Genomic DNA, 19843 nt, shown 5'->3' on the forward strand with positions numbered 1-19843 from the left:
CTTACGTTTTGTCCTATCGGGAGGCATGGGGGTGGGCGGCCCCCGGCCATTGCTCTGTGACGGGGGTGCGGGGCGGGGCCCGTGCTGTGGCCGGGCTGTTGGACGGGGCTGGGCTGTTGGACGGGGCTGGGCGCGGCTCAGATCAGCGGGATGCGGGCGTTCGCCAGGGGGCGGTAGTCCGGGTTCGAGGGGAAGGTGGACGGGGGAAAGCCTGCCGCGAGGAGTTCGGTGACGACGGCGGTGGCGAGGGCCACGGCGAGCGTTTCTCCCGGGCAGCGGTGGGCCGATGCGCCGAAGGTGAAGACCGCCGGATTCACCCGGCCGGGGTGCAGCGCGTGCGGGTCCGGGTTGACGGCCGGGTCCCGGTTCGCGGCGGCGAGGACGACCAGCACCTGCTGGCCCGGCTCCACCTCGGAGCCGGCGTGGACGAAGGGTTCGGCGGCGAAGCGGCGGGTGTTCTGGACCGGGGCGTCGTAGCGGACCACTTCGCGGACCAGCGCCTCGATGTCGGAGGGGGCCGCCGGGGCCACCGGGCCCGCTCCCCGGGCGAGGGCGACCAGCGTGTTGCCGATCAGCCCGGCGGTGGCGTCGTAGGTCTGCGACAGGAACCCGACGGCGTTGGAGAGCAGCGGCGCCGTATGCGGCCAGGACGCCCGGTCTGCGGCGCGGACCAGCTCGGCGAGGAGGCCCTCACCCCGCGCCGTCAGGCCCGGTCCCAGCAGTTGGCGCAGCCGGGCCGCCGCCGTGGCCGCCGCCTGCTGCTGCGCGGGGGTCGCGGTGGCGGGGATGCACTGGACGAAGTCGCCGATGGCCCGGGCGGCCTGACGGCCGGCGCCGTCCGTCAGGCCGCTGAGCGCGGCGACGACGCGGGCGGGGACGGCGAACATCAGCTCCTCGTAGGGGACGTCGCCGTCGGCCGCGAGGGCCTCCCGGGTGAACTCCCCGGCCAGGCGGGCCGCGCGGGCGGTGTCGGCGTGGGCCAGCGCGTCGGCCACCACCGTCTTGAGCCGGGCCTGCGTCGTGCCGTCGGTCATGCGCACCAGGTCGCCGAAGACCTCGCCCGCCGCGGTCCCCCCGATCCCGGCCGGGACCGGCTCGGCCGGCGGCCGCACCCGCAGCGCGTCGCTGCCCAGCACCGCCCGCACGGCGGCCGCGTCGGCGGCGACCCAGGCCCCGAGCGCCTCGTCGTAGGCGAAGGGGCGTTCGGCCACCAGGCGCGCGTAGAAGGGGTAGGGGTCCGGCAGGCGGACCGCCTCGATCGGTGTGGTGGTGGTGCTGATCACTTCCTGCTCCTTGCCGGGGTGGACACGTAGGTCAGGCTGCCGCTCGCGCGGCGCGGCGCATGTCGAGCGAGCCCGCTATGGCCATCCGCAGCACCTCCGAGGTGCCCTCGTAGATGCGCAGCGACCGGATCTGCCGGTACAGCCGCTCGGTGACGCCGCCCTGGACGACGCCCGCCGCGCCGAGCAGCTGCACGGCGGAGTCCACCACGCCCTGGGCGGTCTCGGTGGCGTGGACCTTGGCCATGTTGGAGTGCCGGGCGAAGCGGCGGCTGCCCCGGTCGGTCTCCCAGGCTGCGCGCGCCACCAGCAGGGCGGCTGCGCCCGTCTGCACCTCCATGTCGGCCAGTGAGGCCTTGACGAGCTGGAGGTCGAACAGGGTCTGTCCGTAGGCCTCCCGCTGCCGGGTGTGCGCGAGGGCGGTGTCGAAGGCGCGGCGGGCGAAGCCGAGGGCGGCCGCGCCGACGGTGGTGCGGAAGCGCTCCAGCAGGTCCACGGCGACCACGAAACCCCGTCCGGGCCGGCCCAGTACCGCGTCGGCGGGCACCCGGCAGTCCTCGAAGGCCAGGTGGGCGAAGGAGCGCGGGGCGATCGCGTCGATCCGCTCGGCCCGCAGGCCAGGGGTGGCGGCCGGGACGAGGAAGGCGGTGAGCCCGAGCGCGCCGGGTCCCTGGCCGGTGCGGGCGATGACCACGAACAGGTCGGCGATGGTGCCGTTGGCGATCCAGGCCTTGCGCCCGTTCAGGACGTACGAGCCGTCCGCCGCGTCCCGTACGGCCTCCAGACCCACGGAGGCCACGTCCGAACCGGCCTCCGGTTCGGAGACGGCGAAGGCGCCGATCGTCGTCCCGGCGGCCATCCCGGGCAGGTGGCGGCGCTGTTGTGCCTCGCTGCCGAAGCGCAGCAGGGGCGTGGCGGCCAGCGCCTGGATGGAGTACGCGAAGTCGGCCAGGTCCTCGGCGTAGGCGAGGGCCTCGCGGCGCAGGCACAGCGAGCGCAGGTCCTCGGCGACGCCCGCGGCGGGATCGAGCGCGGCGAGCCAGCCCGCGTCGCCGAGGGTGCGCACCAGCCTGCGGCCGGCGGTGTCGGGGTCCAGGGCGCGGACCTCCTCCCACAGGACGCGGTTGCTGTCGCACCAGGTCCCGGCGGTCTCGGCGAGCCGGCGGTGGCCGTCGTCGTAGAAGGGGAGGTCGAGGACCTCGGGGTCGAAACTCGTCGTCAGTTCCACGGCGGGGCTCCTCAGATGACCAGGTCGGCGGCGGTGGCCGGGGCGGTGACGGGCTCGGCCTGCGCCGAGCGCACCCGCTTGACCAGGGCGTGTTCGACGAAGTAGGCGAAGGAGGCGTAGCCGCGCCAGATGCGGCGCCATTCGCGCTGGACGGCTTCGCCGCCGGAGGCCCGGCGCACGTCGTCCAGGTAGGCGACGACGATCTCCGCCGACTGGCGGGCGTGTCCCGCCGAGAAGTTGTCGATCGACAGGTGCGCTTCCTCGTAGGAGATGTCGAAGCCGTGGCTGCGCAGCTTCTGGATCTCGTGCAGGCGCATCGCGCCGAGGCCGAACATCTCGATGCCCAGGTTGTAGCCGAGGATCTCGTTGTAGAGGGTGTCGGGGAAGAGCGACAGGCAGACCTGGTGGACGGAGAAGCCGTACAGGTGGTCGGGGAGGTCGCCCTGGTCGAGGAAGGCGTCCTGGCGGATGTGCGGAAGGTCCATGTCCATGCTGGCGAGGACCTTGTGGATGATCGTGATGTGGTTCTTCGCCATGTCGCCGCGGCCCATCTCGTCGGCGTAGATGGAGAAGAGCATGTCGTCGCTGCGCCGGGCGCGGCGGCCGAGGTTGGCGATGCGGTGGGCCCAGGTGCCGTCGATGAGGCTGCCGAGGGCGTACGTCGACTGCTCGAAGACGACCTGGTCGCGGTCCGGGATCTCGGTGAGCGGCTCGTACGGGTTCACGAGCTTGTCCCAGTAGATCCGCTCGACGCGTTCCAGCAGGGCTTCGGGCGTGTAGTCGAAGTACTCGGCGTCGGTCAGCAGGCCGCCGGCGCCGTGGGTGAAGAGGAGTTCGGCGTCGGTGAGGCCGGCTTCGGCGCGGGCCCGGGCGAGGGGCAGCACGTTGGGGTAGCGCTCGAAGTTGACGATCCGGTGGAAGAAGGTGCGCTCGTCGGGGGCGGGGCCGGGCTCGCGCGGTACCAGGTCCGCGGGGCGGGCGGCGGTGAGGCGGGCGGTCCAGGCGCGGGCGGCGTCGTCGCCGGCGGTGGCGGGGCCGCTGGGGGGTCCGGCGGGCTCCCCGGCGGCGATGGAGCGGGTCCAGGCGGTGAAGACGGCTGCTTCGCGCTCGTCGAAGATGCCGAACATGGGGCCGCCGAACTTGATGGACTTGAGGAAGCGGCAGGGGCCGCCGTCGCGGGCGGGCCGGACCTGGCGGGAGGTGCGGAACTCGGCGACGAAGGCGGCCGCGTCGAGGTGTTCGTCGTCCAGCCAGTCGGTGAGCTTGCGGCTGCCCAGGCGTACGGCGCGGTGCTGGCGGCCGGCGTGCGGCGCGTGCCGGGCGACGATCGCGGCGACCTCGTCGTCCAGTGACAGGCCCTCCTGCCAGCGGGCCAGTTCGGTCAGGGCGGCGGTGTGCTCGCGCTCCAGGCGGACGAGGAGGCGTACGGCCGCCAGGACGCGGCGGCGGTCCTCGGGTCCGTTCGGGGACTGCGCGGTGAAGGCGAGGTACTCGGCCAGCAGGGGCCGTACGTCGCTCTCCGCGAGCATCGGCTCTCCGCCGAGCAGCAGTTCGTCGACGCCGAGGGCGTGGGCGGCGTAGTGGACGCCGACCACCTCGGGGAGGAAGGCGGCGGGCAGGCGGGAGAGGGCCACGCGGAAGGCGGCGTGCAGGGCGGTGAGCGGGCGGGCTCCGGCGTCGCGCAGGAAGCCGGCGGCCTCCACCTCGGGGAGGTACACGCCCTGCCCGGCCAGTGCGCGGCGGCGGCGGGCGAGCTGGCCGGCCTCGGCGGTGCCCTCGCCCTGGAGCAGCCAGTGCTGGCCGAAGAGGCGGCCGACGATCTCGGCGGGCTGGGTGGCGGCCTGGGAGACGGTGTCCAGCCAGCAGGCGCCCGTCAGGGCGAGGGGGGCGCGCTGGCGCAGGACGGCGGCGCGGATCGCGGGATCGTCGTGGTCGCGCAGGGGGGCCAGGGCGGCGGCGAGGTCGGCGCGGGCGGCCAGGACGTGGGCGGCCACGGCATCGGCCTCGGCCTCGGCATCCGCATCGGCGGCGGTGGCTGCGGTGTTGGCGGTGGCGGCGGAGGCGTCACCCGGGGCGGCCTCGTCTTCCGGGGCGGGCGTCAGGAAGGCGGTGAGGACCCGGCGGGCGGCGATGAGAGCGCTCTCGCTCTCCTGGTCGGCGAGCAGGCAGGCGAAGAGCTCTGCGGGTGCGGAGGCGGTGATCCGTTCGGCCTCGGCGAGGGCGGCGGGGCTCGTCTCGACGGGCCCGGCGGGCAGCGAGGTGGTCAGGTCGGGCAGCGGGAACGCGGGCGCGGGGCGGGTGCGGGCGCTGTCGTAGGAGGGCGCGGTGGTCATCTCAGTTCTCCCCCCGGTCCGGGGTGGCGGGCGCGGACTTGCGCAGCAGGACGGCGACGCGGGAGCCGGGGACGCTGGAGGCCAGCAGGTAGTGGCCGCCGGGGCTCAGCTGTCCGGCGGCGGCGCGGTCCACGAGGTTGATCAGCGGATCGGCGGCGAAGCAGTGGCCGAAGCGGGTGATGTTGTCGAGGTGGAGCTGCTGCCGGGTGAAGCCGGCCTGGCGTTCCTTGAGGGCGATCAGCGGCTTGAAGAGGTTGGGGTGCAGCAGGCCGTCGATCTCGTCGAGCTTCATCCCGGCGGCGTCGAGGATGCGCCGGTTGACGGTGCGGGCGAGCTCGGAGCTGATCTCGTTGGACCAGTCGAGGGAGCCGGGGTCCTGGGCGGCGGCGCCGGCGATGATCTCGTAGGAGTCGGTGCCGGCGGGTTCGGCGGAGACCAGGCAGGCGGCGGAACCGTCGCTGAACAGCGCGAAGTTCTCCATGCGGACGGACTCGTCGGTGACCCGGTCGGTGGTGACGACCAGGACCCGGCGGTGGGTTGCCGCGGCGACGAGGGCGTGGGCGGTGCGGATGCCCGTGAGGAGGTTGGTGCAGCGGTTCAGGGTGAGGCCGGTGACGGCGGCGTCGACCAGTCCGATGCCGCTCATCACCTTCTCCACGAAGCCGCCGTGGGTGCGCGGGCCGCCGGGGAAGCGGGTGGAGCACAGGATCAGGCAGTCGATGCCGGCCGGGTCGGCGCCCGCGGCCGCCACGGTCGCGCGGGCGCTCTCGACGGCGAGGGCCTCCAGGCTCTTGGCGGTCCTGCGGATGCTGCCCCAGCCCCACAGCTCGGCCCGTGGCGCCATCTTGAACTGGCGGGCCCGTTCCGTGAGGTTGCCGATGCTGGTGTGGTCGGCCACCTGTTCGCCGAGCACGTAGCGCGGCGCGGACAGATGGACCGCGGGCAGGCGGACGGCGGGTATGGCTGCGGAAGGAAGGCTCACGGTGCCGGATCGCTCTCTCGGTCGTCGGACGGGGCGGTCGGGGCGGTCGGGACTCGGGCGGCCAGCAGGGCGTTGGCCTCGGCGTAGGGGAGGGCGTCGGCGCCGAAGCCGAAGGTGCCGTGCTCGCTGATCTCGCGGGCGGCCCGGGTCAGGGCGCCGAGCGCGGCGCGCGAGAGGGCGGAGCCGGTGCTGATGCGGCGTACGCCGAGCGCTCCGAGGTCGGCGACGGACAGCGGAAGCGCCCCGCCCATCAGCACGTTGACGGGGCGGGAGACGGAGGAGCAGACGGCGCGGATGGCTGCGGCGTCGGGCAGGGCGGGCGCGTAGAGCACGTCGGCGCCGGCGGCCTCGTAGGCCTGGAGGCGGCGGATGGTGTCCTCGAGGTCGGGCCGGCCCTGGAAGAAGTTCTCGGCGCGGGCGGTGACGGTGAAGGGGAAGTCGAGCCGCTTCGCCGCTTCGACGGCCGCTTCGACGCGCTCCACCGCTTCGCCGAGGGGGCGTACGGGGTCCTCGTCCCGGCCGGTGGAGTCCTCGATGGAGCCGCCGACCAGGCCTGCGGCGGCCGCCAGGGCGATGGTCTCGGCGATGTCCTCGGGACGCTCGCCGAAGCCGCTCTCCAGGTCCGCGGTGACGGGCAGACCGGTGGCGTCGACGATCGCGGCGGCGTTGGCGAGGAGTTCGGCGCGGCCGACCTGGTTGGCACCGTCGGGGCGGCCGAGGCTGTGGGCGAGGCCGGCGCCGGTGGTGGCGAGGGCGGCGAAGCCGAAGGAGGCCAGGATGCGGGCGGTTCCCGCGTCCCAGGGGTTCGGGACGACGAAGGGGCCGGGGCCGGCGTGCAGGTCGCGGAAGGTGACGGCGCGGCCGTACTGGGATCGGGCGTCGGACTGGTGGGCGTCGGTGCTGTGGTTCACGGTGTCCTCGCTGGTGCGTGCGTCGGCCGGCGGTCAGATCAGCTCAACGTACTCATCGCGGGCGGGCGTCACGGCCTCGTGGCGGGCGGCGCGGGCCAGCGGGCGCAGTACGTCGGTGACGGTGTGGGGCCGGCCCTCGAAATAGAAGTGGCCTCCGTCGGCCCAGTGGCGGGCCGGCTCTCCCGGGCATTCGCGGGCCCAGGGCGCGAGGGAGGCGGTGGTGACGTGCGGGTCGTCGATGCCGTTGAGCAGCGTGATCGGCACGCGCAGCGGCGCGGCGGGGCGGTACTCGTACTCGGCGACCATCGTGAAGTCCGCCTTGAGGTGCGGCAGCAGCAGTTCCTGCACGGCCTCGTCCTGGAGCACCTCGGGCGGCAGCCCGCCGAAGAAGCCGACGGCCTCGGTGAACCGGCGGCCCTCCAGCCGTGCCGCCTCGACCACGCGGGGGGTGGGCAGCAGGGAGGGGGCGGAGCAGCCGGAGGCGACGAGGGCGGCGAGGCCGGGAACCGCGTCGAGGCGGCGGGCGACCTCGAAGGCGAGGGCCGCGCCGAAGCTGTGGCCGAAGAGGACGAAGGGCCGGCCGGGCGCCGTGTCGAGGGCGATGGCCAGGGCGGCTCCGTCGGCGAGCTCCGCGACGGTCGCGGGGGCGGGCTCACGGAAGCGGTGGCCCCTGCCGGGCGGGCACACGGCGAGGATCCGGGCATCGTCGCCCATGCCGTCCTGCCAGTCGAGGAAGGTCCGGGGGTTGCCGCCGGCGTGCGGGAAGCAGTAGACGCGGGTGGGGGCGTCGGCGGCGGTGCCGGTGGGGTCGGCGCCGGAGGTGGTCTCGGAGGTCAGGAACCAGGGTGACGCAGCCACGAAGATCAGCCATTCCTTTGCCGGTCGGGCGGTGGCGGGAGGGGAAGGAGTGCAGGACGGGTGGTGGTGGGTGGTCAGTTCCAGCCAACGTCGGTCGGGTTGAGGGGCTGGGGGGCCGGGGTGGTGCCGGGCTGCGGGTTGTTCCAGCCGACGTCACCGGCGCCGTCCGCGAGGACGTGGGGGTTCGTGTGGTTCCAGCCGACGTCGCCGAGGCGCAGGTGGGTGCCGGACCCGTCGGACAGCGCCCCCTGGGCGATGCCGGTCGCCGCGGTACCCAGCGCCAAGGCGAGTCCGGCGGCGGCCAGAACCACTCGTCCGCGGATTCCGTAAACGCGGCCGTTCCCTTGAGTAACCATCTGGTTCTTCGTCATTTTCCCCAGTCCCCTCGGTCGTTTTCGCCCTGGCCATTCGAGAAACGGAAGTCCGAATCCGGTGGGCGGCTGTGGTGATCCGCCGTTCGCCTTGTCGGTGTTCGTTCCTGCGGTGAGACCAAATCTCCTCTGCCGGGAGATCCCGAGGTAGACCTACGATGGCTCCTGTTTCCGCATTGCGGGAACCTACGGGGTCTCAATCACCCCAAACACCCGCACATCGGACAGACAGGGGTGGCGAGTGGACGTAGTCAAATACGACACATCTGGACAAAATAGAGCAGCGGAGGAGCCTCACGCGCCCGCAGGGGAGGAACCGCAGGCGTTTTTGCGAGAACTCGCAACGCACCTGGGCCTGCTGGCAGAGGAAGCCGCACAGCAGGCCACGCGCGCGGCCGCCCTCCCGGAGACCGAGGCCGGCCCGGACGAGCAGGTCGTGGGCCCCGGAGTGCGCTACCTGCACGGCCTGAGCAGCATCTCCACCGCGATCAATGAGGCGCTCGGTGCGGTGCGCCGGGAAATCCTGACCGCCCAGCCGGACGGGGCCCGGCCGAGCGCGGTATTGAAGGAAGCACTGGAATCCGTACGCCGGCAGATCGCGGCAGGCATATCGATGCGCACGCTGTACCAGCACACCACACGTTTTGACGAGGCGACGAAGGACTACGTGCGCACGGTCACCGAATACGGGGCCCAGGTGCGGACCCTGGAGGAATTCTTCGACCGGCTGATCATCGTGGACGACGTCGCCTTCATTTCGGCGAACGAGGAACGCACGACCGCGATATCCATCACCGAACCCACCATCATCCGATTCCTGCGCGACACTTTCGACAAGGCCTGGGACCGGGCCAAGCCCTTTCCGTTCGTCCCGCTGCACGCGGCGAAGGCAGCCGACGAGGTGGTCCCGGCCATCCGGGAGTCCATCAGCAGACTGCTCGTGGAGGGATATTCGGACAAGGCGATCGCCCGGCGGATCGGCATCAGCGAGCGTTCCCTCCAGGCACACATCGCGGCCATCAAGCAGGAACTGGGAGCGCTCAACCGATTACAGCTCGGCTATCTGCTCGGACGCAACGAGACCACTTACGTTCTGTAACGCGGGCGGGGGCGTCAGGCGTCCGCCGGGGGACCGGACAAGGGGCCTGGCCAGAGGAAACCGGGGGAACGACTTGGTTTCGCGGCGCTCCACGGAAGGACCGGGGAAAGACGGGAAAGTCCGGATGACGACCACGGCCCGTGGGTGCGGGAGATCCGCTCAAGCGGTACTGCGGCGGCATTCGAGCGGTTCTGCAGCGCGACGCGAAGAAGGGGCTGCCGCGATCCGGGAAGGGAATCGGATCGCGGCAGCCCCTGCGGGTTCGCCGGGCCGTGCGGCGGGTAGTGGGCCGGGCGGCCCTCAGCCGGACTTGCGGCGGAAGCTGCGGTTCTGACCGTTGGGTCCGTTGTACCCCTTGAGCTTCAACCGGCCCTCGTGCTGAGCCTGCTGCGACATGGCGGTGCGTGCCTTGCGCTCCAGAGCCTCACGGAACTTGCGCTTGCCGTCGTTCTCGGCGGCGTTGTTTTCCGGCGTATCAGTCATGCGTTACCTCCTGAGCATTTCCAGAGCTGCTTTAGTCTGACACCCGAGCGGGGTTGCAGCGAACCCCATTTCCGGCTGGGGGAACGAATCCCGCCACCTGCCCGGGGACTTGCTCCGGCCCTTTCGGCCGGCGCCCCGTCCGCTTCGGGAAAACCGGCCCCGGGGCCGATTTCCCCCGGCGAATACGGGGAGTCATCGGGGCGCTCAGGCCACGTAGTCCGCGAGTTCCGCGGCCAGGGCGGCGTCCACGTTGGCGCGCAGGTGGGTGCCGGTCTCGCCGTGGCTCTCGGCGAGGATCTCGCCGTCCGCGTGGATCCGGGCGACCAGGTGGCCCTCGGTGTAGGGGATGACCACCTCCACCTGCGTCTCGGGGTGCGGGAGTTCCGCCTCGATGCGCGCCAGCAGCTCGGCGATGCCCTCCCCGGTGCGGGCGGAGACGGCCACCGCGCCCGGTTCGGCCGCCAGCAGCCGCTCCATGGCCTCGGTGCTCGCGGCGTCCGCCTTGTTGACCACGATCACCTCGGGCACGCCGGCGCCGCCCACTTCGCCGACGACGGTGCGCACGGCCTCGATCTGCGACTCGGGGTCCGGGTGGGAGCCGTCCACGACGTGCAGGATGAGGTCCGCCTCGGCGACCTCCTCCAGGGTGGAGCGGAACGCGTCGACGAGCTGGTGCGGCAGGTGCCGGACGAAGCCGACCGTGTCGGCGAGGGTGTAGGTCCGTCCGGCCGGGGTCTCGGAGCGGCGCACCGTGGGGTCCAGCGTCGCGAACAGGGCGTTCTGCACGTGGACTTCGGCGCCGGTGAGGCGGTTGAGCAACGAGGACTTGCCCGCGTTGGTGTAGCCGGCGATGGCCACCGACGGGACCTTGTTGCGGCGGCGCTCCTGGCGCTTGAGGTCGCGGGCGGTCTTCATCTCGTCGATCTCGCGCCGCATCCTGGCCATCTTGTCGCGCAGCCGGCGCCGGTCCGTCTCGATCTTGGTCTCGCCGGGGCCGCGGGTGGCCATGCCGCCCCCGCCGGCGCCGCCGCCGCCCATCTGCCTCGACAGCGAGGCGCCCCAGCCGCGCAGGCGCGGCAGCATGTACTGCATCTGCGCGAGCGCGACCTGGGCCTTGCCCTCGCGGGAGGTGGCGCGCTGGGCGAAGATGTCGAGGATCAGGGCGGTCCGGTCGACGACCTTGACCTTGACGAACTCCTCCAGCCGCACGAGCTGGGCCGGGCTCAGCTCGCCGTCGCACACGACCGTGTCGGCGCCGCTCTCGGCGACGATGTCCCGCAGCTCCTTCGCCTTGCCCGAGCCGATGTAGGTCGCCGGGTCGGGCTTGTCGCGGCGCTGGATCACACCGTCGAGCACCAGGGCGCCCGCGGTCTCGGCGAGGGCTGCGAGTTCGGCGAGCGAGCTCTCCGCCTCCGCGACCGTGCCGGAGGTCCACACGCCGACCAGCACCACCCGCTCCAGGCGGACCTGGCGCTGTTCGACCTCGACGACGTCCCGCAGTTCGGTGGACAGGGCGGCGACGTGGCGCAGCCCGGTGTCCTCCGCGGCGTTGATCGCGGCGGCGGTCCCGATCGGGTTCCCGGTGGTCCTGGGCTGCTCTGTTGCGGTCATGCGCTTCCTCTCAGAGGGGGTGGGGTGGTGGTGGGTCACTGGGTGAGGCGGCCCGTGAGGCGGATGTCCGCCGAGGAGGAGCCGACGAGGACCGTGCGGGGGCCGGGCGCGTTCTGCCAGGTGTGCCGCTGGGTGTTCCAGTACTGGAGCTGCCGCGCGTCGACGGGGACGGTGACGCGCTTCTCCTCGCCGGGTTCCAGGGCGACCTTCGTGTAGCCGGCGAGTTTCTTGACGGCCTGCGGGGCGCTGACGAGACCGCTGGGGCCGAGGTAGACCTGGACGGCTTCCTTGCCGGCGACGGAGCCGGTGTTGCGCACGCTCACGCGGACGGCGGCGCCGGTGGCGGTGCGTTCCACGGCGAGGTCGCGGTAGTCGAAGGTGGTGTAGGACAGGCCGTGGCCGAAGGGGAACAGCGGGGTGACGCCCTGCTGGTCGTACCAGCGGTAGCCGACATGGATGCCCTCGCTGTACTCCTGCTTGCCGTCGACTCCGGGGAACCGCTTGGGGTTGCCGGCCATCGGCTGGGCGTCCTCGGCGGCGGGGAAGGTCTGGGTGAGCTTGCCGCTGGGGTTGGTGTCCCCGTACAGCAGGGCGGCGGTGGCCCGGGCGCCTTCCTGGCCGGGGTACCACATGTCGAGGACGGCGGCGGTGGAGGAGAGCCACGGCATCAGCACCGAGGAGCCGGTGTTGAGGACGACGACGGTGTTCGGATTGGCCTTGGCGACGGCGGAGATCAGCGCGTCCTGCCCGTCGGGCAGCGAGAGGCCGGGCCGGTCGTAGCCCTCGGAGCCCTCGTCCTGGGCGAAGACGACGGCGGTCTTCGCGGCGGAGGCCGCGGTGACGGCGCGCTGGAGGTTGCGGGCGGCCTGCTCGGGGGTGACCCAGGTGAGGTCCACGGACAGCGGGCGGTCGGGCCAGGCCCAGCCGCTCATGGAGAGCTTGTGCGTGCCCCGGGTGAGCCGCAGGACGACGCTGGTGGTCTCGCTGAAGGAGTCGGCGGCGTAGACGGGGTCCTGGCCTTCGACCTGGAGGACGGCCAGACCGCCGTCGACGCGCAGGCCCAGGCGGTAGTCGCCGTCCGCGGGGACGGTCAGGGTGCCGTCGTAGAAGGCGCGGTCGCCTCCGGCGTCGAGCTGTTTGCCGTTGGTGAAGGCGGGGCTGAGGTTCTCGGCGGGCAGCGGTGTGCCGAGCCGGTCGACGCCCGGTTCGTAGCGTACGGAGGCTCCGGAGCCGGCGCGTTCGCGCAGGGCGTCCAGGGGTGCCTGGGCCCCGTCGGGTACGACGTGGGCGCTGCCGAGGCCGGAGACCTTGGGGCGCAGGGCGCTGTCGCCGATGACGGCGAGGTCGGCCGCGGCGGCCCCGGTCAGCGGCAGGGCGGGGCGGCCCGCGGCGGTGGTGTTGCGCAGCAGGACGGCGCCGTTCTCGGCGATGCGGCGGGCGGTGTCCCGGCCTGCCTGGGCGTCGCGCACGGGCCGCTGGGGGGCGGGGGTGTCGAGGAGGCCGAAGCGTTCCATCTGGCTGACGATGCGGGTGACGGAGCGGTCCAGGGTGGCTTCGGGGACGGCGCCCTCGCGCAGCGCGGTGCGCAGGGAGGCGCCGAAGTACTTGGAGTCGGGGACGGGGTCGGTGGGCTTGCCCATCTCCAGGCCGAGTTCCTGGTCGAGGCCCTTGGTGATGTCGCTGGGGGCGTGGGTGGCGAGCCAGTCGGACATCACCCAGCCCCGGAAGCCCCACTGTTCGCGCAGGACCTTCTGGAGCAGCTGGTCGTTGCTGCAGGAGTGGGTTCCGTTGACGCCGTTGTAGGAGCACATGACGGCGGCGGCGCCGGCGTCGACGGCGCTGTGGAAGCCGGGGAGTTCGATCTCCTGGAGGGTCTGCTCGTCGATGGTGGCGTCGACGGTGAACCGGTCGCTCTCCTGGTTGTTGCCCGCGAAGTGTTTGACCGTGGCCATGAGGCCCTGGCTCTGGGTGCCCTTGATCTGGGCGGCGGCGGTGCGGGCGGTGACGAGCGGGTCCTCGCTGAACGTCTCGAAGTTGCGGCCGCCGTGCGGCACCCGGATGGTGTTGACCATCGGGCCGAGCACGACGTCCTGGCCGAGCGCCCGGCCCTCGTGGCCCAGGACCTTGCCGTAGGCGGTGGCGAGGGAGTCGTCGAAGGTGGCGGCGAGCGCCGTGGGGGTGGGCAGGGCGGTGGAGCGTGCGCCGTTGATGCGCACGCCGGTCGGGCCGTCGGAGACCTGGAGCGGGGGGACGCCCAGGCGCGGCACGCCGGGGAGGTAGCCGACGCCCTTGGCCAGGGGGCCGCCGGCGGGGCCGGCCGTCCAGTGGACGAAGGACAGCTTCTCGTCCAGGGTCATCTGCGCGACCAGGGCCCGGACGCGGGCGGTGCCTTCGGGTGCGGGGGCCGTCGAGGCTTCGGCGGTGCCCGCGGTGAGCAGGCCGCCGGTGCACAGCAGGACGCAGCCGACGGCGAGCAGGCGCGCGGCGCGGCCGGGGCGCCCGCCGGTCCGGAATCTGGTGCGGAGGCGGGGTATTCGCCTGCCTGGCCTGCGGGACAGCATGCGTCTCTCCTGGGGGTCGTGCCGGGATCGTGCTGGGTTCACGCCGGGGGCCGGCGACAAAACGGGCGCCACGTACGCGCCTCTCCACGCTTCCCGAAATCCGCCCCGCGGACGAGGTCGGCCCGTCACACACTTCTCGGGGCGCCCGCGCGGGGCCCGTCTGCCCTGCGGGGAGGGGGATCCACCGGTTCCGCCCGCACGAAGGCGGGCGCGCGGAGCGCCCGGAACGGGCCCGCAACGGCCCGTCGGGGGCACGGGGTGGTGACCCGGCCACCACCCCGGGACGGCAGGCGGGCGGCCGGGGGGCCGGCCGGGGCGGGGGCGGCCGGCCGACGGGAAGTGTGTTTCCGGCCGACCTGGCCGGTGCCGGCCTGGTGCGGGGACGGTGGAGGGGATCCAGTGAACCGCCCCCGGCCAGCGCGTTTCGGGGCGCCGACCCCGAGGAGCGTCATGAGGGCCATCCGCCCGGCGGAGGAAGCCGAAGCCCTGCCGCGTGATCCTGCCGCCGAGGCCCGGGCGCTGCGCGCGTCCGTGCTGGGTTCGCTGCGCCGCCGGGACCAGCGGCACAAGGGCGAGCTGTACGTGGACGGGCTGCTGACCGCGCCCGGCCGCAAGACCATGCGCAACCTGGCCGCGAGCACCGACGAGCGGGCCGCGGAGCAGAGCCTGCACCACTTCATCAGCTGCTCGACCTGGGACTGGTCGCCGCTGCGCGCCCGCCTGGCCCGCGGCCTGGACCGGCTGCTGGCGCCCCGGGCCTGGGTGGTGCGGCCGCTGGTGATCCCGAAGACGGGCCGGCATTCGGTGGGCGTGGGCCGCAGGTTCGTGCCGCAGCTGGGCCAGGTCGTCAACAGCCAGCACGGGTACGGGCTGTGGCTGGCCTCGGGCGCGGCGGCGGTGCCGGTGAACTGGCGGCTGTCGCTGAGCGGCGACTGGCTCGACGACGCGGAGATGCGTCAGCGGGCGGCGATACCCGACTCCATGGACGAGGGTGCGGCGCGGGCGCCGGCCGTGGACATGGTCCTGGAGAGCGCCGGGTGGGGTGCGTCGGCGGTGCCCGTGGTGGCCGACGCCCGGGAGGAGGCGCTGCCGGCGCTGGTGGAGGCCTTCTCGGGAGCCGGGCTGTCGTTCCTGCTGCGGATCGGCGGCGGTACGGGGCTGCTCGCCCCGAACCTGTCGGCGGGGCGGAGCCGGGTGGCGGCCGGTTCGGCGACGCTGCTCGCGGAGCTGGCCCGCTCCCAGCGGCGGCCGGTGGAGTGGTTCGACCCGGCCGGGCCGGGGCTGCCGCGGACGTCGATGGTGGCGCTGCTGCCGGTGCGGCTGCCGGGCGGGCCGGGGGGCTCGGCGCCGCTGACCCTGGCCGGCGTGTGGTCGCCGGACAGCCGGGAGGTGTCGGAGCTGTGGCTGACGAACATGACGGGGGCGGGCCGCGGGACGCTGCTGGGGCTGGGCAGGCTGATCGGGCGGGCCGACGCCGACTTCCGCCGCACCGGGCTGGCGGTGGGGGCCCTGGACTTCGAGGGGCGCTCGTACCACGGCTGGCACCGGCACGCCACGCTCGTGTCGCTGGCGCACGCCGAGCGGATGCTGGCCTCGGGCGCCCACCGGGGCGGCGCCGCGCTGACGGCGGTCCCTATGGTGACGGGGGGCCGGCGGGCTCGGGGTCGAGGGAGGTTCGGGCCCGTCGCAGTCGCAGGGCGAGCTGAAGTTCCAGTGCCCGGTCGGGGTGTTGCCAGTCCCGGCCGAGCAGCTGGGTGATCCGCTCCAGGCGGCGCGAGACCGTGTTGGGGTGCACGTAGAGCAGTTCGGCGGCGCGGGTGGGGCTGCCTGCGGCCATGAACCAGCCCTGGAGGGTCTCGACGAGGTTCCCGAACCGTTCCGCGTCGTGGTCGAGCAGCGGCCCGAGGGTCCGCTCGACGAATCCGGTGACATCGTTTTCCTCGGCGAGCAGCATGCCGAGGAAGCCGAGTTCGGAGGCAGCGGCGGAACGGCCGGCTCCGCCGAGGGCGATGAGGGCCTCCAGGCAGCGCACGGCTTCCCGGTAGGCGGGGTGGACGCCGTCGGCGCCCCGGTTGGGCCCGCAGGAACCGGCGGTGACCTGGGCGCCGGTGGCGCCGGCCAGTTCGGCGCGGACCTCGCGGGCGCGGGCGGCGGCGTCCTCGCCGGGAAGCAGCAGGACCAGCCGGTCGCCCTGGACGGTCTTCATGCCGCGGTGGCGGCGGGCGTAGGCGGTGGCCCAGCTCTCGACGAGTTCGGCGGCCCCGGTCCGGGCGTGGGCGACGACCACCACGTGCGGGCGGTGCAGTTCGGCGAACCGGCCGGCGCGTTCCACGACCCGGTCGGGGGGCGCTTCGGGGCTGGTCAGGTCGGCCAGCAGCTCGTCGCGCACCTGGCCCTCGACGGCGGTGGAGCGCTGCGTGACCAGGAGCAGCGAGACGGTGCGGGCGTAGGACAGCAGGATCTGTTCGCCGGGTGCGGCGGTGGCGTCCTCGGGGTGGAACAGGAGGCAGCCGACGTCTTCGGAGCGGACGGACAGCGGCAGCACCCAGGTGCCGTCGGACAGCGGGCAGGCGATGCCGGTGGCGGCGGCGTCGAGTCGTACCCGGGCCAGTTCCTGCGGGTCGGGGCGCGGGATGCGGCCGTGTTCGGCGAGGCGTTCGCCGCCCTGGCCCTGTACGGCGAGGCCGCCGCCGAGCTCGGCGGCGGCACGGGCGAGCAGTTCGTCCAGGCCGGCGCCGTCCAGGACGAGCTGGACCAGCTCGTCCTGGACGCTGTTGGCGCGCAGGGCGTCACTGAGCGAGGCGCGTACGCGGGCCCCGGACTCCTCCAGTTCGGTGTTGGCGGTGTGGACGTCCTCCAGGTGCCGGGCGGTCCCGATGGCGACGGCGGCGAGGTCGGCGAGGGAGCACATCAGCGCGACCTCCTCGGGCGTGAAGTGGCGGATGCCGCGGGCGGCCACGTACAGGTGTCCCAGGTGGCGGTCGTCGGCGCGCAGCGGCACGCCGAGCACGGCGTGCAGGGACTCGGCGTGCAGGACCTCGTCGAGGGCGCCGGCCGGGGTGGGCGGGTCGTCGCCGAGGTGGTCGGCGGTCCAGAAGGGGGCGGGCTGTTCGCCTGGGGCCCCGGCGGGCACGGCGGCGCCGGTCACCCGGTAGCCGACGGTGAGGGCGCTGACCGCGCCGTCGGCGGTGCTGACGACGGCGTCGCCGGTGTCCCCGTCCAGCAGGACGGTGCAGGCGAGGTCCGTGTTCATCATGAGCCGGGCGCGGCGGGTGATCAGGCGCAGGGTCGCGTCGAGGCCCCCGGGCCGGGCGAGGTCGCGGGCGGCGTCCACGAGGGAGGCCAGCTCGGCCTCGCGGCGGCTGCGGCGTTCGAAGAGCCCGCTGACCTCCAGGGCCAGGCTCCTGGCGCGTTCCAGCCGTTCGGCCCTTGGGGTGTCGCCGGATCTGCGGGCCCGGGCGACGAGTTCGTCGTAGGAGCGGGCAGGTGCCTCGCTCGCGAGGAGTTCCAGGACGCGCAGTACGTCCTCTTCTGTGTGGCTCAGGAGGGTCGCCGACTCCCCCGTCATCGCTGCCCCCAACGGTCAAATAGGACGGAACCTCAGATGCCGGGAACGTAACTTCCGTCTTGAACGAGCGTCAACCGGACCGGGGGGCGTCCGGACGGGGTGCGGGAGCGGTGGTGACCTGGCCACCACGGGCGGGGCGGACCGGCGGGCCGGGCAGTGGCCGCACCACCTTGGACCGGACCTGTCCCCGGTTCCAGGCGGGCTGGTGTGCCTGCCGGGGCGGCGGTGCGTGGGCCGTCCCGCGGGCCGCCGGGTCCCGCGGGGCCGGTTCCGGCGGCCCGGATCCTCCGGCGGGATGCGAGCGGTGCTCGACCGGGGCCCGGGCGTTCGTGGCCCGGGTCCCCGCCGGATCGCGACCCGGGACGCCGGTCCGCCCCGGGCTCTCGCAGGTCGCGTGGGCCTCTCGCAGGTCGCGTGGGGCCGGCGCACGCCACGTAGGGCAGGCGCAGGCCGTGTCAGGTGCGCACGCCGACGAACAGGCCCCGGCCGGACGGGCCGCCCTCCTGGAACTCCACCTCCAGACCGGCCCGCTCGAAGGCCCGCTCGTAGGCGGCGCGCTCGAAGAGGGTGATCAGATGGCTTTCGGACAGGTGCGTGATGTCCCGGCCCGGTTCGGCGATGAGGTAGTGGACGTCGATGTGCGTGGCGTCGCCCTCCAGCCGCGAGTGCGAGACCCGCGAGATGGTCTTGCCCTCCGCCTCGACGATGGACGCGCCCACGAATCCGGGGGTGAAGGTCTGCGGGAACCACCACGGTTCGACCACGACGACCCCGCCCGCGGGGTCGAGGTGCGCGGCGAAGCAGGCGAGCGCCGCGTCGAGTTCGTCCTGGTCGCGCATGTGGCCGATGGAGCTGAACATGCAGGTGACGGCGGAGTACGTGCGGTCCAGCGCGAAGTCGCGCATGTCACCGGGGTGGACGGCCGTGGCCGGGTTGCGGCGCTGTGCGATGTCCCGCATGTCGGGCGAGAGTTCCAGGCCTTCGGCGGTGTCGAAGACCGCGCTCAGGTGCTCCAGGTGGAGTCCGGTGCCGCAGGCCACGTCGAGGAGGCTGCGGGCGCCGGGCACCTTGGCGGTGACCAGGGCCGCGAGGTCGGCGGCTTCGCGGGCGTAGTCCTTGCCCTTGCCCTGGTGGACGAGGTCGTAGAGGCGGGCGATGCCGCCGGTGTAGCCCTGGTCCGGGCGCAGGTCGGTGGTGGTCACGTCGGGTCTCCTTGGCTGGGGTGGGGGGTGCGGCCGTGGCGCGCCGCCAGGCGTTCCAGGGCGGGGACGAGGGCCGCGGGGGACGGGGCGGCGAGCGTCTCCTCGCGCAGGCGGCGGGCGCCCGCGGCGAGCGAGGGGTCGGTGAGGGCCCGTACGACCGCCTCCCGCAGCGAGGCAGCGTCGAGCTTCTCGGGCGGCAGGTCGATGCCGGCGCCCTGTTCGGCGTGGAGTTCGGCCTTGAGCGGGGCGTCCCACAGCGAGCCGACGATGATCTGCGGCACGCCGTGCAGGGTCGCGGTGTATCCGGTGCCCGCGCCGCCGTGGTGGACGATCGCGTCGCAGGTCGGCAGGAGCACGTCCATGGGCACGAAGTCGACGGCGCGGATGTTGGCGGGCAGGCCCTCGCGGTCCCGCAGCTGGCTCGCGTCGAGGGTGGCGACGATCTCGGCGTCCACGTCGCCCAGCGCGTGCAGCAGTTCCTCGAACGGGACGGCGTCGCGGCCGTAGGTCTCGCGTGCGGAGACACCGAGGGTGATGCACACGCGGCGCCGGGTGGGCGGCGCGTGCAGCCAGTCGGGGACCACCGAGGGGCCGTTGTACGGGACGAAGCGCATCGGCAGCACCTCGCCCGGTACGGGTACGCGCAGGCTCGCGGGGGCAGGGTCGATGGTGGCGTGGCCGCCGACGAGCTCCTCGATCGCTGCGGCGTCGGGGGTGGTGCCGTGCCGCTCCAGGGTCCAGGTCAGCCATTCGGCCATCGGGTCCTCGCGCCGCTCCTCGGGCTGCCGGGCGAGCAGTTCGAGGAACTGGCTCCGGGCGGCGAGGATGACGTCCGGGCCCCACAGGAGCCGGGCGTGGGCGGCGCCGACGACGTGCGCGGCGACGGGTCCGGCGTAGGTGAACGGCTCCCACAGCACCAGGTCGGGCCGCCAGGCGCGGGCGAAGTCCACCAGGTCGTCGATGGTCGTGTCGCCGTTGAGCGGCGCGAACGACATGGCCGTCATCATGGTCTGCCGCCCCAGGGCGTGTTCCCAGCCGAGGGGGCCGCTGCGGGTCTGCGCGAAGTCCAGGCCCTGCTGGTACGGGGTGGGGTCGCCGCCGATCCGGGTCATCAGTTCGGCGATGGAGTCCAGGTCGCCGACGGGCACGGCGGTCAATCCGGAGCCGTTGATCACCTCGGTGAGTGCGGGCTGGCTGGCGACCCGGACCTCGTGGCCGGCGGCGCGCAGCGCCCAGGCGAGCGGCACCAGGTTGTAGTAGTGGGTGTTGTGCGCGAAGCACGTGATCAGGACGCGCATGACGTCGTCTCCCCCTCGGGGCCCTCGTGACGGTGGGCGGGCGGGCGGTCGGGCCGGT

At 73.7% G+C, this 19843-nt stretch carries 14 protein-coding genes and 1 pseudogene; 2 read left to right on the forward strand and 13 right to left on the reverse strand.

Annotated features, from left to right (window positions below; all coding sequences use genetic code 11):
- Positions 1–137 precede the first annotated feature (137 nt).
- From IE207_RS26120 to IE207_RS26150, 7 genes are all read right to left on the reverse strand, one after another.
- Entirely contained in the window at positions 138–1283 is a 1146-nt protein-coding gene (locus tag IE207_RS26120; protein ID WP_190186757.1) for a cytochrome P450, read from the reverse strand.
- A gap of 31 nt (positions 1284–1314) precedes the next feature.
- On the reverse strand, positions 1315–2508 hold the full coding sequence (locus IE207_RS26125) for an acyl-CoA dehydrogenase family protein (RefSeq protein ID WP_373304768.1): 1194 nt from the start codon (positions 2506–2508) through the stop codon (positions 1315–1317).
- An 11-nt stretch (positions 2509–2519) separates the two neighbouring features.
- Positions 2520–4841 carry an iron-containing redox enzyme family protein gene (locus tag IE207_RS26130; protein WP_190186758.1) on the reverse strand — a complete coding sequence of 774 codons (2322 nt, stop codon included), beginning with the start codon at positions 4839–4841 and terminating at the stop codon, positions 2520–2522.
- Between the two features lies 1 nt (position 4842).
- Positions 4843–5823, reverse strand: a complete 981-nt coding sequence (locus IE207_RS26135; RefSeq protein ID WP_229874009.1) for a 3-oxoacyl-ACP synthase — start codon at positions 5821–5823, stop codon at positions 4843–4845.
- The gene (locus IE207_RS26140; protein ID WP_229874011.1) at positions 5820–6734 is read right to left on the reverse strand and encodes an isocitrate lyase/PEP mutase family protein; all 915 of its coding nucleotides are present in this window, start codon (positions 6732–6734) and stop codon (positions 5820–5822) included. The genes IE207_RS26135 and IE207_RS26140 overlap by 4 nt, the downstream gene beginning before the upstream one ends.
- A gap of 33 nt (positions 6735–6767) precedes the next feature.
- On the reverse strand, positions 6768–7592 hold the full coding sequence (locus tag IE207_RS26145) for a thioesterase II family protein (RefSeq protein ID WP_229874014.1): 825 nt from the start codon (positions 7590–7592) through the stop codon (positions 6768–6770).
- A gap of 74 nt (positions 7593–7666) precedes the next feature.
- Positions 7667–7903 (reverse strand): hypothetical protein, encoded by a 237-nt coding sequence (locus IE207_RS26150; protein ID WP_190186759.1) that lies wholly within the window; start codon positions 7901–7903, stop codon positions 7667–7669.
- A 388-nt stretch (positions 7904–8291) separates the two neighbouring features.
- Between IE207_RS26150 and IE207_RS26155 the strand changes: the two genes are divergently transcribed.
- A complete protein-coding gene (locus IE207_RS26155) occupies positions 8292–9062 on the forward strand; it encodes a helix-turn-helix domain-containing protein (protein ID WP_190186760.1) in 771 nt (256 codons plus the stop codon).
- Between the two features lie 300 nt (positions 9063–9362).
- Here the strand turns inward: IE207_RS26155 and IE207_RS26160 are convergent, their stop codons facing one another.
- The 3 genes from IE207_RS26160 to IE207_RS26170 form a co-directional block, all read right to left on the reverse strand.
- Positions 9363–9545, reverse strand: a complete 183-nt coding sequence (locus tag IE207_RS26160; RefSeq protein ID WP_190186761.1) for a DUF5302 domain-containing protein — start codon at positions 9543–9545, stop codon at positions 9363–9365.
- A 204-nt stretch (positions 9546–9749) separates the two neighbouring features.
- Positions 9750–11156, reverse strand: a complete 1407-nt coding sequence (gene hflX / locus IE207_RS26165) for a GTPase HflX (RefSeq protein ID WP_190186762.1) — start codon at positions 11154–11156, stop codon at positions 9750–9752.
- Between the two features lie 35 nt (positions 11157–11191).
- Positions 11192–13717 carry a beta-glucosidase gene (locus IE207_RS26170; RefSeq protein ID WP_190186763.1) on the reverse strand — a complete coding sequence of 842 codons (2526 nt, stop codon included), beginning with the start codon at positions 13715–13717 and terminating at the stop codon, positions 11192–11194.
- A gap of 450 nt (positions 13718–14167) precedes the next feature.
- Here IE207_RS26170 and IE207_RS34350 point away from each other — a divergent pair, with 450 nt between their 5' ends.
- The gene (locus tag IE207_RS34350; RefSeq protein ID WP_444545001.1) at positions 14168–15475 is read left to right on the forward strand and encodes an IS701 family transposase; all 1308 of its coding nucleotides are present in this window, start codon (positions 14168–14170) and stop codon (positions 15473–15475) included.
- On the opposite strand, the pseudogene IE207_RS26175 reads toward IE207_RS34350, so the two are convergent.
- The 3 genes and pseudogenes from IE207_RS26175 to IE207_RS26185 form a co-directional block, all read right to left on the reverse strand.
- Positions 15465–17285 (reverse strand): annotated as a pseudogene (locus IE207_RS26175) (helix-turn-helix domain-containing protein); the annotation flags it as partial. The gene IE207_RS34350 and the pseudogene IE207_RS26175 overlap by 11 nt on opposite strands.
- A gap of 455 nt (positions 17286–17740) precedes the next feature.
- Positions 17741–18487, reverse strand: coding sequence for a class I SAM-dependent methyltransferase (locus tag IE207_RS26180; protein ID WP_229874016.1), 747 nt, complete (start codon positions 18485–18487; stop codon positions 17741–17743).
- Positions 18484–19785, reverse strand: a complete 1302-nt coding sequence (locus IE207_RS26185) for an activator-dependent family glycosyltransferase (RefSeq protein WP_190186765.1) — start codon at positions 19783–19785, stop codon at positions 18484–18486. The genes IE207_RS26180 and IE207_RS26185 overlap by 4 nt, the downstream gene beginning before the upstream one ends.
- Between the last annotated feature and the right edge of the window lie 58 nt (positions 19786–19843).

The organism is Streptomyces cirratus (assembly GCF_014650775.1).
In the GTDB taxonomy this organism is placed as follows: Bacteria; Actinomycetota; Actinomycetes; order Streptomycetales; family Streptomycetaceae; genus Streptomyces; species Streptomyces cirratus.